Genomic DNA, 13,612 nt, shown 5'->3' with positions numbered 1-13,612 from the left:
GGTCTCCTCACTTCCTGGCGGGCGCAGGCGCCGCCGAGGGCGGCACGGCCACGGCCGTCGAAGTCGTATAGGTGCCGGACGCGGCCCCGGGCGTGGCAGCGGGCGCGCCGGAGCCAGCGGTTGCCGTGGTGGCGGCGCTGGTCGCGGCAGCCGGGCCGGCGGGCACGTCCGCGGGAGCGACCGGCGCAACGGTTCCCGCCTCGGCCGCGCCGCTGCCGGCTGACTTGATATAGGCGATCAGCGCCGCGACCTCGTCCTCGCTCACCGGCAACTTCGGCATCACCGGCCCGAAGCCCTTGACCAGCCGCGCATGCGGGTCGGTGATCTCCTCGTGCAGGAAGACATCGTCCACCTTGGCGCTGCTGCCGTCGGCAAAGGTCTCGGTCTTGCCGTACAGGCCCTTCCAGGTCGGCCCCACGCCCGGATTGCCGTCGATGCTGTGGCAGCCGACGCAGCCCTTGCTCTGCGCCAGCGCGCGGCCCTTCTCGACGATGCCGGCGTCGCCCGCGGCGCCGGGTGCGGCAGCGGCCATTGCCGCCGGCGGTGCCGCGGCCTTCGCCAGCGTCATGGCAAAGGTCTGCTGCTTCGCCAGCCATGCCTCGTACGCAGCCGGTTCTTCCACCACTACCGTGCCGCGCATGTTGTAGTGCCCCACGCCGCACAGCTGCGCGCACAGGACGTCGAAGCGGCCCGTCTGCGTCGGCGTGAACCAGAACGACGTCACCATGCCCGGCACCATGTTCATGCGCGCGCGGAATGGCGGCACATAGAAATCATGCAGCACGTCCTTGGAGCGCAACAGCACCTTGACCGGCTTGTTCAGCGGCAGGTGCACCTCCGGGCCGATGATCACGATATTGTCCAGGCCGCGCGGATCATCGGGGTCCAGCCCGAGCGGATTCGCGCCGGTGACAAAGCGCGGATCGGACGCACCCAGCTGGCCGCTCTTGCCGGGAAAGCGGAAGGCCCAGGACCACTGCTGCCCCACCACTTCCATCACCATCGCGTCGCGCGGCGGGCGCACGTAGTCGGCGTAGACGAACAGGCCCGGCGCCAGCAATGCCACCACGCCCAGAGTGGTGCCCCCGATCAGCCACAGCTCAAGCTTGCTGTTCTCCGGGTGGTAGGACGCGCGGTGGCCGGTGCCGCCATTGGGATGCGGCGCCTCATGCCGGTAGCGCCAGACGATGTAGCCGACAAACAGGTTGATGCCGATGAAGAAAATGCCAGTGATGACCAGGGTAATGGTCAGCGTGTCGTCCATCTGCTTCCAGTTGGACGCCAGCGGGGTCGCCCACCACGGGCTCAGGAAATGGAAGAGCACCGAAGCGACGACCATGACTACGAGTGCGATGGCCAACGCCATATCCACCCTCCTCCTCGCGCGCGGCGAGGGATGCGCAAGTCACGCAGGTAGACATAAGACTAGTGCATGCCGTCAGGTCACTGCAAGGCGACATGCCAATGCATTGGTGTCGCACTGCACAAGCGCGCAGCGCGGGAAAAAGCGGCGGCGGGAACCCTTGATTCCGGCCGCCGCGGGCCTTGCGCGCGTATCCGCCCAGAGGCTGGCGCGCGCAATGCAACCGTCATGTGCGGGCGCTCACAGCGCCCTGCCCCGATGCGATTGTCAGTGCGATACGTCCTTGCTCTCCAGCTTCCAGTAGCATGCCGCCGCGGTCATTCCGAAGATCAGGTGCCCGATAAACGTATGCCATCCGCGCACCTCGACAAACCAGTGGAAGGCCCGCGTCATCACATAGAAATTGAAGAAGTACACCACCAGGCCAAACACGGCGCCCGCCAGCATTGCCATGCCCAGGCTCGAATCCAGCGTGAATGGCGCGATGATGGCCGCCAGGATCATGCCCAGCACGGCACCCAGCACGAAATGGATCACCAGCGCCGCGGCCACGGTGCCGACGGTGAACGTTGCGCTCTGCAGCACACTCTGGCCCATCAGAATCCCCGCGATCATGCGCGTCGCGACCCACGGGTTCACGCCCGACACCATCGACGACCAGAACAGCTCCAGCACCAGCAGCAACGCCCCGGCCGCCAGCCCCGAGACCGCTGCCGCGGTCCAGTCCGGCTGCCGCCGCACGTAGTGGTGCGATTGCATGTGAAGTTCCATAGCCACCTCCGTCTCTCTCGGTCCGCGGGGCATTGGACTTAAATGGGAACGGGGCCCCGCGTCTCTGATCAGCATAGGACACGTGTTTCCCGCTTCGGGGTTCGCATGGCGAAAAACGTGAGGCATGCGTACGCAGCGCAACACCTGAAGGCCCTATGTGCACGCATCAGTACCTGGGTGGCATCCGCATCGCCCCGGTTCGGGACAATCCCGATGCACGCAGCCATGCATCGGGCACACACTGCCTATACTGGAATCACAAAAGAGAGACAGGAGACCGCCATGCACTTCAACGCGCATGATCTTGTATTCCTGATTCCGATGGCGCTGGTAGGCGTGATCGCCATGGGTTCGATCCCGGTGACCGCCAAATTCCTGCGCATCAGTTGCCGGACCCTGGGCGCCCTGATCGGCGCACTGGTTGCGGTGTTGGTGCTAGAGGCATTACCGCTGCTGATCTGACCCCCAGAGGTCGGACAGACGGTTTTTCGGGAGGAGGGCCGTTATGTCGATCGGCCTGCTCGCTGCCGTCATGGCTGCGCTGCTGTTCATTACCGTGTTGCGGGCCATCTGGCGCTGCAGCCATCCGTACCGGATGCGCTACCGGCGCTGCGCTGCACAACGGCAACGCGCGGGGCTGTGCCGGCATACGCTGCGACGGCACGGCTAGCAGCAACAAGGCACGCGAACCGGGCAACAGCCCGTCACGCCGTCGGCACGCGCAACGCCGCCAGCGGCGCGTTCACTGACTCCCCCAGCCGCTCCATCAGCGAATAGCGCGCCACGTAGTGCCGGAAGTGTTCGAGGAACGCCGCCTCGGCCGGCGTCTGGCGCCGCTCCGGATTCCACAGCAGGTACATGTCGATATCGGCCACGCCTTCTTCGGGCGGCAGGCGCCACAGCCGTTGCTGGGCGACATCGTCGGCCACGATGTGTTCCGGCAGGCAGCCAATGCCATAGCCCGCGAACACCAGCCGCCGGATTTCATCGAGGCTGGGCGAGGTCGCGACGATGCGGCCCGAAAAACCGTGCTGGTCACGGAATACGGCCAATGGCGCCAGCACGTCGCCAAGCTGGTCGCTGCTGAACGACACGAAGTTCTCGGCCAGCAGGTCGGCAATGGCCAGCCCGGTGCGCCCGAACAGCCGGTGATGGCGCCCGCAGAAGATGGCGTAGCGCTGGCGCAGGAAGAGCATGTGCTCAAGCCCGTCGCCCGACTGCCGGCCCGACTGCCGGTACAGGCTCAGGCCCACGCCGGCAGCCTTCTGCGCAAGAGCGTCTGCGATCTCGGTGCTGCGCATCACGTCCACCTGCAGCGTGACGCGCGGATGCTGCCGATGGAACGCCGCCAGGCATTCGTCATAGACGCCGGAATGGATCCGGCTCACGGTCAGCAGCCGCAGCAGGCCGCTAACTTCATCCTGCTGCTCCGCCAGTTCAGCCCCCAGCCGCGCCACGCTGCCATAGACATCGGTGGCGATGCGCAGCACCTCTTCGCCGGCCCGGGTCAGGCGGAAATTGCTGCCGCGCCGCTCGATCAGCGTGTGTCCCAGATGCTCTTCGAGCCGGCGCAAGGCCAGGCTCACCGCCGGCTGGGTGATATGCAGCCGCACCGCGGCACGGCTCAGGCTGCGCTCGTGGACGATGGTCAGAAAGGTGCGCAGCAGGTTCCAGTCGAGCCGGTCGGTCAGCAGGGCCCGGTCCAGCGCAGAACGCTCCATCCCGCCCCCCATATAAATTCAGATTATGTGAAAAATAAATATTAGAAATTTGACTGATGTTTGTCAACGGGCGATAACTGCTCCCACAGCTGCCCCTGATGCAGCGGCACAAACATAGTGAGGAGCCAGTCCATGCAAGTGTCCCCTTCCGGCACGCGCCAGCCCGTGCGCGCCGCCACGGCCGCCTTTGTCGGCACCATGATCGAGTGGTACGACTTCTACATCTACGCCACCGCCGCCGCGCTGGTGTTCGGCCCCTTGTTCTTTCCCGGCGGCGATCCCTTCCTGAGCACGCTGGCATCATTCGGCACCTTCGCGGTCGGCTTCTTTGCCCGTCCGCTCGGCGGCATCGTGTTCGGCCACTGGGGCGACCGCATCGGCCGCAAGAAGGCGCTGATGGTCACGCTCATGATGATGGGCGTGGCCACCATCGGCATCGGCCTGCTGCCGACCTACGCCACCGCGGGCGCCATCGCGCCGGTGCTGCTGGTGCTGCTGCGCGTGGTGCAGGGCATCGCCGTGGGCGGCGAATGGGGCGGTGCGGTGCTGATGGCGGGCGAGCACGCCCCCAGGGGCCGCCGCACCTTCTTCGCTTCGTTCGCGCAGCTCGGCAGCCCGGCCGGCCTGATCCTGTCGCTGCTGGCTTTCCGCGCGGTGACGTCGATGGAGCACGACGTGTTCATGGACTGGGGCTGGCGCCTGCCATTCCTGGCCAGCGCGGCGCTGCTGCTGGTGGGCGTGGCGATCCGGCTGGGCGTGAATGAATCGCCCGAGTTCGCGCAGGTGCAGGCGCAGCGCAAGACCGCCAAGCTCCCGATTGCCGAAGTCTGGCGCACGGCCCGCGTGCCGGTGCTGCTGTGCATCGGCGCCAATACCATCGGCATTGCGGGGGTGTACTTCACCAACACCTTCATGATTGCCTACACCACGCAATACCTGTCGCTGTCCAGGACGCTGATTCTCGACTGCCTGTTCGCCGTCGCCATCATCCAGTTCCTGGCGCAGCCGCTGGCCGCCTGGCTGGCAGAGAAGCTTGGCGGCGCGCGCTTCCTCAAGCTGGCTGCGCTGCTGGCCATGGCTTCACCCTATCCGATGTTCCTGCTGGTGCAGACGCGCCAGGCGCCGGCCATCGTGCTCGGCATCGCGCTGGCGGTGGTGTGCATGGCGAGCTTCTATTCGGTGATCGCGGGCTTTGTCAGCGGTGTCTTCGAAACGCGCGTGCGCTACTCGGCGATCTCGTTGTCCTACCAGGTCTGCGGCGCGGTGGCGGGCGGGCTGACACCGCTGGTGGGGACCATCCTCGCGCAGCGCTTCCAGGGCCAATGGTGGCCGCTGGCGGTGTTCTACACCTTGCTGGCCGGCGTGTCGCTGCTGTGCATTGCCTGTATCGATGCACGCCAGCGCCAGCAACAACAACCCGCCGCGCAAGCCGCGCAGGCCTGACGGCTTTCCACAGAGGTTGCAAACCCATGCTGACGTTTTTCCATCCCGAGCAATTGCTGCACCATCCGCAGAGCTACTACTCGCGCGGCAAGATGCGCTCGCCGCAGGAGCTGCCCGCGCGGGCGCAGCGGCTGGTCCAGGCGGCAGAAGCGCTTGGCTTCGCGCTCCACGCCCCCGCTGACCACGGCCTCGCACCGCTTGCCGCCGTGCACGACCATCCTTACCTGCAGTTCCTGCAGGACGCCCATGCCAGCTGGCGCGAGCTGCCTGAGGACTGGGGCGACGAGGTCATGTCCAACATCTTCGTGCGCGAGCCCAACGCCTTGCGCGGCGTGCTGGCGCAGGCCGCGCGCTATCTCGCCGACGGCAGTTGCCCGGTGGGCCTGAACACCTGGCGCTCGGCCTACTGGTCGGCGCAGAGCGCGGTGGCCGGCGCCGGGGCGCTGCTGGACGGCGAACGCCGCGCCTATGCCTTATGCCGGCCGCCGGGCCATCATGCGCGGCGCGGCGCGGCGGGCGGCTTCTGCTACCTGAACAATGCCGCGATCGCCGCCCAGGCCCTGCGCGCGCGCTTTGGCCGCGTGGCCATCCTCGACACCGACATGCACCACGGCCAGGGCATCCAGGAGATCTTCTACGACCGGGCCGACGTGCTCTACGTATCGATCCACGGCGACCCGACCAACTTCTATCCGGTGGTCGCGGGCTTCGACGATGAGCACGGCCGCGGCGCGGGCGCCGGCCACAACCTCAACCTGCCGATGCCGCACCGTTCGCCCGAGTCCGTCTTCTTCGACAAGCTGGACCAGGCGCGCGGCGCCGTCGAACGCTTCCAGGCAGACGCGCTGGTGCTGTCGCTCGGCTTCGACATCTACCGCGAGGATCCGCAGTCGCTGGTGGACGTGTCCACCGAAGGCTTCGGCCGCCTCGGCCGCGCGGTTGCCGCACTGGGCCTGCCCACGCTGATCGTGCAGGAAGGCGGGTATCACCTCGATTCGCTCGCCGCCAATGCAAAGGCATTCTTCGGCGGCGTCCAACAGTCAGGAACGGGCGCATGAACGCAATCACGATCAATGGTGAACGCCTGTGGCAAGCGCTGATGGAACTGGCGCAGATCGGCGCCACGCCCAAGGGCGGCAATGCGCGCCTGGCCCTGACCGCGCTGGACGGGCAGGCGCGCGACCTCGTCACCGGCTGGATGCGAGATGCCGGCCTGACGGTGCGCATCGACCGCGTGGGCAACATCTTCGGGCGCCGGGCGGGCCGCAACGACGCGCTCGCCCCGGTCACGACCGGCAGCCATATCGACACCCAGCCCACCGGCGGCAAGTTCGACGGATGCTATGGCGTCATGGCCGGGCTGGAAGTCATGCGCACGCTCAACCAGCACGGCGTGACCACCGAGGCGCCGCTGGAACTGGCAATCTGGACCAATGAGGAAGGCGCGCGCTTTGTGCCGGTGATGATGGGATCGGGCGTGTTCGCCGGCGTTTTCCCGGAAGCCACCGCGTTGACGGCAACGGACAACGCCGGCAAGTCCGTTGCCGGCGAACTCGCGGCGATCGGCTATGCGGGCACCGCGCCGGTCGGCCACAAGGTTGGCGCGTACTTCGAGGCGCATATCGAACAAGGCCCGATCCTCGAGGCCGAGGACAAGGTCATCGGCGTGGTGACAGGGTCGCTTGGCCTGCGCTGGTATGACGTCACGGTGACGGGCATGGAGGCGCATACCGGCCCCACCCCCATGCCGCTGCGCCGGGACGCCCTGCATGGCGCGTCGTTCCTGTTTCAGGAAGTGACGAAGATCGCGAACGACTTTGCCCCCGATGGCCGGGGCACGGTCGGGGTGGTCAATGTCCACCCGTCTTCACGCAACGTCATCCCCGGGCGAGTGCAATTCAGCGTCGACCTTCGCCATCTCGATGGCGGCCAGCTTGACCGGATGGAAGCAAGGCTGCGCGCAGCGTGCGCGGCGCTGGCCAGCGGCAGCACGACAGGTGCCGCGCTGGCGGTGGAAGTCGAAGCGATCCAGCGGTTCGAGCCGACCCCGTTCGCGCCCGAGCTTGTGGCGCATGTCCGGCAGGCGGCCGTGGCGCGCGGCTACACGCATTGCGATATCGTCACCGGCGCGGGCCACGACGCGGTCTACCTGGCCAGGGTGGCGCCGGCGGCGATGATCTTCGTGCCGTGCAAGGACGGCATCAGCCATAACGAGGTCGAGGACGCCAGGCCCGAGCATCTCGAGGCGGGCGCCAATGTGCTGCTTGCCGCCATGCTGGCGCAAGCCCAGGGCTGAGCCTGCAAGGATCAGCCGGACCGTGCCTGCGGCGTTACAGCTCGATCATGGCGAATTCAGCCTTGCCGACGTCGCATTCCGGGCAGCGCCAGTCCTCGGGGATGTCTTCCCAGCGCGTGCCGGGGGCGATGCCGTCTTCCGGCCAGCCCAGTTCTTCATCGTAGACCCAGCCGCAGATCACGCACACCCAGGTCTTGTAGGCGACGGCGGCTTCCATTTGATCCTGCTGCAAAACACACTCCTGAATCGGCTATAGAACGGATTGTCCGGGCCGAATCATACCGGTTTTCGTGGCCTTGCTTGCTGCGCCGCCGCGCGGTACGCCGCCGGCCAGTCAGCCCGAGAATCGTTCACGAGCAGGAAATCCGCCCTGAGCGGGTGCATCCCGAATCCACCGCATATTTTCTTCAGTCGTTATTTCCGGTTTGCGAGCAAATGTATGGTCGCTGTTTTGCGCCGGGGTCGCCTTTGCGCCGCCGCAGGCGTCTCTCAAAAACGGGGCCTATTAAGAAGTACCTAATACAGCACTTAATATTGCCAATGGCTCTTAATCCATACATTGACCCAAGATCTGAATTGTCTGTGTCGGCAACACAGCAGGCCGCCACGCTGCCGGCAGTGGTGGTCAACGGCGAGGCCTCCCGCGGCGATTTCAACGCCGGCAAGGGGTCGCTGAGCAAGCTGCCCGCCGACCTGCGGGACGTGCCGCAATCGGTCACCGTGGTGAACAAGGCGCTGATGGAATCGCAAGGCGTCAGCTCGCTGGCCGATGCGCTGCGCAACGTGCCGGGTATCACTATCGGCGGTGCCGAAGGCGGCCAGATCGGCAACAACATCAACCTGAACGGCTTCTCGGCGCGGACCGACATTTACCTGGACGGCTTCCGCGACCGCGGCCAGTACTATCGCGATACCTTCGCGCTCGAGCAGGTCGAGGTGCTGATGGGGCCGTCGTCGATGCTGTTCGGCCGCGGCTCCACCGGCGGCGTGATCAACCAGGTCAGCAAGAAGCCGACGCTGAAGGCCGCCACCGAGGTGACCGGCTCGGTCACCACCAACGGCCTGGTGCGCGCCACCGCCGACTACAACACGCCCACGGGCGATACCTCGGCGTTCCGCATCTCGGCTTGGAGCGCAATCCGCTGTTTATCAGCGCGGCGCTACCCAACATCGTCTATCCGCCGATGTTCAACCGATACAGCGAAGGGATGACCTTCGGCGCCCATGTGGACGGCAGCGTGCGCATCCATCCGTACGACGGCCGCAAGCTGCGCACCGACATCTCGGCCACGCTGTTCCTGTCGGAGCTGGACAGCTACGACGGCGGCGAGTTGCAGATGCAGGACACCTACGGTGCCCATTCGGTCAGGCTGGAAGCCGGCGACATGGTGGTCTATCCCGCCACCAGCCTGCACCAGGTCACGCCGATCACGCGCGGCGTGCGGCTGGCCAGTTTCTTCTGGATCCAGAGCCTGGTCCGGGACGATGCCCGGCGTGCGATGCTGTTCGATATGGACAATGCGATCCAGACCCTGAACCAGACCGGCGCCGATGAGGGCGCCCGGAGGACACTGGTGGGGTGCTATCACAATCTGCTGAGGCAGTGGGGCGAAACGTGAGATCGGGGCGCCTCGCGGTGTGATGGCATGACACGCCCGCCATGCGGCGGGCGGCATTGCGAAACGTCTTCCCCGGCGTCTATCCGCGGATGGAAAAGTCCACGCGGTTGGGCGCGCCCTTGTCCTTGATGCCCTCGGCGCTGAGCTTGGGCGCGGTCAGGAACAGCCGGCTTTCCGGCACCTTGCCCTCGCGTTCGAGCGACTGCTTGACCACCAGTGCGCGCTGCTCGGCCAGGCGCTTCAGGTCGGCCTCGGTGACCGTGGCGTTGGCCATCAGCAGCTTTTCCATTTCCTCGGGCGGCAGGGATTTGGTGAAGCCGACGAAATTGCGCGGCTTCTTCATGGAAGTGCGCTTGTAGACCTGCTCCAGGTACTTCGGGTATTCCTGTTTCGAAACCTTGATCTCGGCGCCCTGCTCGGCGGCTTCGTCGTTGCCGGCCTCGCTGCCTGCCTGCGCGCTGTCGCGCTGGTCGCGCCGCTTCTGCTCGGCCACGCGCGCATCCAGCCACGCGCGGCGCGCGCCGGCCTCGTCGGTGGCCGGGTCGATACGGCCGCTGATTTCCAGCCGCAGTGAGGGCCTGTCATTGAGCGCCAGGCCCAGCTTGGCGATCTTCTCCTTGGCCGCCGGCGTCAGCGTCGCGGTGCCGGGCGCGAACTCGACATAGCCCAGCTCCTCGCCCCCGCCGCCGCCAAAGGCCGAGGCGATCAGCGAGAACGGCGACGTGATCGCCCTGGTCAGCAGGTTGACGATCACGCGCACGATCACGCCGCCGATGCTGAACTCCGGATCCGACAACGAGCCCGACACCGGCAGGTTCACGTCGATCACGCCGTTGCGGTCCTTCAGCAGCGACACCGCCAGCAGCACCGGCAGCTTGGTCGCATCCGGGCTGTCGACGCGCTCGCCGAAGGTGAGCTGGTCCAGGAACAGGTGGTTGCTCGCATCGAGCTTGCCGTTCTCGATCTTGTAGGCCACGTCCACCGTCAGCTTGCCCTTGGTGATCGGGTAGCCGGCGTACTTGGCCGCATACGGCGTGAGCCGCGTCAGTTCCACGCCCGAGGCCTTGGCGGCAATGTCCAGGAACAGCTGCTCGCCCAGCGGATTGAGCTTGCCGCTGATATTGACCGGCGCATCGTCGTCGATGCGGCCATCCAGCACCAGGTCGGCCGGCGTGGGGTCGCCCGACGACACCTGGGACACCTTGCCCTTCATGCCGGTGAGGTTGGCCGTGTAGTTGGGCTTGACGAAGAAGTCCGAGAAATTGATGTTGCCCTTCTCGACCGACACCCCGCCGATGCGCACCTGCGGCTTGGGCCCGCCCGGCTTCTGCTCGACCTGGGCCGTGCGCGTATCGCCCGCCTGCACCGGCGGCGTTGCCGGCGCCGATGCCGGGTTGGCCTGCGTCAGGCTGGTGGATGGCGCGGCCTCGCCCTTCGCGGTGCCGCCGGCCATCACGTCCTGCAGGTTCAGGCGGCCGTTGGCGTTCAGGATCACGCGGGCATAGAAGTCAGACAGCGCGATATTGCCCAGGCTCACGCGCATCGGGCCCTTGCTCTCGTCCATGGCAAAGTCGATGCCCGACACCGCCAGCGAGCGCCAGCGCAGGAAGTCGTCGCCGCTGACGCGGTCCACCGTGCGTACATTGCCGGTTTGCACGTTGCCGCTGAACTGCGCGGCGATGGGCTTGCCGGTTGGCGCATCGACATTGAGCTTGCCCTTTACCGTCAGCGTGCCGGTGCGCAGGGCGGCGTTGAAGCGGTCAGCCAGGTAAGGCTGCAGCGGCCTCACCTCCACCTCGCGCAGGTCCAGCTGCAGCCGGCTGCCAGGGACGGCCGGCAACACCGTGCCATCGACGCCGATCACGCCGCGGCGACCGGATTCGGCATGCAGCTTGAGCGGCACCGCCGCCGGCGTCAGCGGCCAGGCGACGGCGCCGGTGCTCAGCGCAATATTGCGGAACTCGTGGATCACCGGGCGGCCGCGGTTGGCCCCGGCCGGCAGGTAGTCAGCCAGGCGGGCGCTGCCTCCGTCAACCGTGACCTTGCCGATGTCTGCCTTCCAGCCGCCCCCCGCTGGCTTGCCGTTGGTGGCGGGCGCGGCTGCTGTTGCATTGCCGCGCGGCGTGGCGCGCGCCTGCTGCGCCGATTCGGTGGCCCACAGCCGCGCCATCTCGATCAGCTCGCCGCGATAGTCGCGCGTGGCTGCGATCTGCGGCTTGGCCAGGGTGACCTGGCTGGTAGCGAAGGTCTGCTTGGCCAGGTCGAACTGGATATCGTCCAGCACCAGTTTTTCAGCCTGCAGCAGCGGCAGGTTGGCGCCCTCGCGGTCGGCGGCGCGCTCACGCGCGCGGCGTGCGGTGCGCGGGGCGGCATTGTCGTTGCCGGCGGGTTTTGCGCTGGCATCGGCATCGCGTGCGGCGGCCGAAACCGGCATCGTCACCGGATCGCGCGTGGCCACGTAGAGCGGCGCCAGTTCCAGCCGCGATTTTTCCAGCACGAACTGGAACTGCGGCGTGCCCCACGACATGCGGTAGTTGAGCTCGGCATTGACCGCGGTCGCGCCGAACTGGCTGCGCAGCTCGCGCGGCCACCATGCGGCAAACCCCTGCGGCCGCAGGCCGTTGGTTTCCACCGTGCCGGCCAGCGTGCCGTCGCGCAGCAGCAGGTCTCCGGTATGGGTCAGGGTCTGGCCGTCGGCCACGGCCAGCGTGGCCTCGATCCTGGCCGGCTTGTCGCCGTCGGTGCCGGCAAAGCCCTTGACGTCGGCATCGAGCGGGCCGAGTGCAAGCTTGCCCGGGCCGGACGGTGCCAGCGCATCTTCAAAGCCCAGCCGGGCCTGCTTGACCACGATGCGGTCGACCGCATAGCGCCACGGCACATCCTTTGGCGCCGTCTTGGCCGGCGCCGCCTGCACCCCCGAGGCGGCGGGCGCTGCGGGCGCCGAGGCAGGCGCCGGTGCGGGCACCACGCCATCCGTGGATTTGCTGACCGCCTGCGGCAGGAACGCCGTGGCCAGGTTCAGCGAGCCATCCGCGCGCCGCGCGGCTTCCACGCCGAGCCCTTCAATCTCCACGCTGCGCAGTTGCACGCGGTGGGCCAGCGGCTCGAGCTTGCCGATATCCACCGCCAGGCGGCCGCTCTTGAGCAGCGGCTGGCCGGCGCGCGTGACGACCTCGGCATCGCGCAGCGCGGCCGTGCCCATCACCAGCATCTCCTGCGTGTCCTTCTGCTGGCGGAAGGCCACGGTCAGGCGCGTATCGAGCTTGCCGGACTTGACCTCGGCATCGCGCAGCGGCGGCGCGAACGCCATCAGCCGCGCGACCTCCAGGCCGTCAAGGTTGACGTTGATCCGGGTCTGGCGCGAATCGGCAAAGGGCAGCACCTCGCCGTCCAGCGCCAGCGGCGTGCCGTTGACCTGTGCGCTCAGCGTGGGCCGCGTCACGATCTCGACGTCATGTGGCAGGTTCGACAGGAACGGCAGGGTCAGCGTCAGATTGTCGATGCGCAGGCTGGAACCGAGCAGCTTGTCGTCATAGCTGAAGCTGCTGCCGGTGACCGCGATGTTGTTGACCGAAAAGCGCGCCGGCTTGGCATCCGGCGGCTTGGGCGGCATGGCCGCTAACTTGTCCTGGATATCGGCAAGGCTCAGGCGGCCGTCGGCGCCGCGCACCACATGCACGGCCAGCCGGTCGACATGGAGGTTGTCCACCACCGGCGCCAGGTGCCAGACCGAGGCCAGCGAGGTATTGGCCTCGGTCTCGCCCAGCGTCAACGCGGGGGTCTTGCCGTCGCGCTCATAGATAGTGAGGTCAGTCAGCGTAGCCGCCAGCTCGAATGGGCGCACGTGGGCCTTGCCCAGCGTGACCTTGCGCCCCAGCGCCTCGGTCGCGTTCTTTTCAATCAGGTACTTGAGCAGCGGCGGGCCGCCAAAATACCCCGCCAGCCCAAATACCGCGAGCGCCGCGACCACGCCGCCCGCGACTCGCGCCGCCAGCCGACCGCGAGGCGTGGCAGCCACTGCCTGGATGGATTGCTTGAAAGCCATGTCGTTCCGGAAGATCTGACCCCGCATTCCGGCGCTGCACAACGGTTTGTGCCCCGGATTTCACATTTTCCGACATTATGGCAACGGTTTCGGACAAAGCAAAGAAATCAGAATGGACCAACGCCGCATGGGCCGATCTGGCATCTTTACGTTCGTTGCGAAGCGTTTCATCGCAAGCCTGCGGCTTGCCCGCCACATCGTGCTGCTCTCCCCTGCAACCCCCGTGCTGCGCGCTTCGCATGCGAGATATGAGAGTCCCATAAGACATAGAGCCCGCCGGCTATGCCCCGATGACGGCATAGCCAGTGCAGATGGCTGTGGGTTTAATTTTTTGCTTCGTCCACATTTGTGCTG

Annotated in this window: 10 protein-coding genes and 2 pseudogenes; 7 read left to right on the top strand and 5 right to left on the bottom strand. The window is 66.8% G+C overall.

What is annotated here, in order from left to right:
* Nucleotides 1–7: 7 nt before the first annotated feature.
* Nucleotides 8–1,366, bottom strand: a complete 1,359-nt coding sequence (locus A3A5_RS0101055; protein WP_018308813.1) for a cytochrome c oxidase subunit II — start codon at nt 1,364–1,366, stop codon at nt 8–10.
* Nucleotides 1,367–1,630: 264 nt separating this feature from the next.
* Nucleotides 1,631–2,134, bottom strand: a complete 504-nt coding sequence (locus tag A3A5_RS0101050; RefSeq protein ID WP_026200332.1) for a membrane protein — start codon at nt 2,132–2,134, stop codon at nt 1,631–1,633.
* Between the two features lie 282 nt (nt 2,135–2,416).
* Here A3A5_RS0101050 and A3A5_RS0101045 point away from each other — a divergent pair, with 282 nt between their 5' ends.
* Nucleotides 2,417–2,596, top strand: coding sequence for a hypothetical protein (locus tag A3A5_RS0101045; protein ID WP_018308811.1), 180 nt, complete (start codon nt 2,417–2,419; stop codon nt 2,594–2,596).
* Between the two features lie 43 nt (nt 2,597–2,639).
* A complete protein-coding gene (locus A3A5_RS43940; RefSeq protein ID WP_010811070.1) occupies nt 2,640–2,804 on the top strand; it encodes a hypothetical protein in 165 nt (54 codons plus the stop codon).
* 34 nt (nt 2,805–2,838) lie between these two features.
* On the opposite strand, the gene A3A5_RS0101035 is transcribed toward A3A5_RS43940, so the two are convergent.
* Nucleotides 2,839–3,855: a LysR family transcriptional regulator gene (locus tag A3A5_RS0101035; protein ID WP_018308810.1), complete on the bottom strand. Its 1,017-nt coding sequence runs from the start codon at nt 3,853–3,855 to the stop codon at nt 2,839–2,841.
* 132 nt (nt 3,856–3,987) lie between these two features.
* Here A3A5_RS0101035 and A3A5_RS0101025 point away from each other — a divergent pair, with 132 nt between their 5' ends.
* Genes A3A5_RS0101025 through A3A5_RS0101015 form a run of 3 tightly spaced genes read left to right on the top strand, consistent with a single transcriptional unit; the run spans nt 3,988 to nt 7,594 of the window.
* Complete coding sequence (locus A3A5_RS0101025) at nt 3,988–5,298, top strand: MFS transporter (protein ID WP_018308808.1); 1,311 nt, start codon at nt 3,988–3,990, stop codon at nt 5,296–5,298.
* A 26-nt stretch (nt 5,299–5,324) separates the two neighbouring features.
* Nucleotides 5,325–6,356, top strand: coding sequence for a histone deacetylase family protein (locus tag A3A5_RS0101020; protein ID WP_018308807.1), 1,032 nt, complete (start codon nt 5,325–5,327; stop codon nt 6,354–6,356).
* Nucleotides 6,353–7,594: a Zn-dependent hydrolase gene (locus A3A5_RS0101015; protein WP_018308806.1), complete on the top strand. Its 1,242-nt coding sequence runs from the start codon at nt 6,353–6,355 to the stop codon at nt 7,592–7,594. The genes A3A5_RS0101020 and A3A5_RS0101015 overlap by 4 nt, the downstream gene beginning before the upstream one ends.
* A gap of 34 nt (nt 7,595–7,628) precedes the next feature.
* Here the strand turns inward: A3A5_RS0101015 and A3A5_RS0101010 are convergent, their stop codons facing one another.
* Nucleotides 7,629–7,811, bottom strand: coding sequence for a rubredoxin (locus A3A5_RS0101010; RefSeq protein WP_018308805.1), 183 nt, complete (start codon nt 7,809–7,811; stop codon nt 7,629–7,631).
* A 323-nt stretch (nt 7,812–8,134) separates the two neighbouring features.
* Here A3A5_RS0101010 and A3A5_RS0101005 point away from each other — a divergent pair.
* Together A3A5_RS0101005 and A3A5_RS37470 are read left to right on the top strand one after the other, a co-directional pair.
* A pseudogene (locus A3A5_RS0101005) lies at nt 8,135–8,722 on the top strand (TonB-dependent receptor); the annotation flags it as partial.
* A pseudogene (locus A3A5_RS37470) lies at nt 8,722–9,213 on the top strand (Fe2+-dependent dioxygenase); the annotation flags it as partial. The pseudogenes A3A5_RS0101005 and A3A5_RS37470, both read left to right, overlap by 1 nt.
* 79 nt (nt 9,214–9,292) lie before the next feature.
* Here A3A5_RS37470 and A3A5_RS0100995 read toward each other — a convergent pair.
* A complete protein-coding gene (locus A3A5_RS0100995) occupies nt 9,293–13,285 on the bottom strand; it encodes a DUF748 domain-containing protein (RefSeq protein WP_018308802.1) in 3,993 nt (1,330 codons plus the stop codon).
* Nucleotides 13,286–13,612 lie beyond the last annotated feature (327 nt).

Origin of the sequence: Cupriavidus sp. UYPR2.512 (assembly GCF_000379565.1) — a bacterium.
Taxonomy (GTDB): Bacteria; Pseudomonadota; Gammaproteobacteria; order Burkholderiales; family Burkholderiaceae; genus Cupriavidus.
This window is presented reverse-complemented; position numbering and strand designations above follow the sequence as displayed.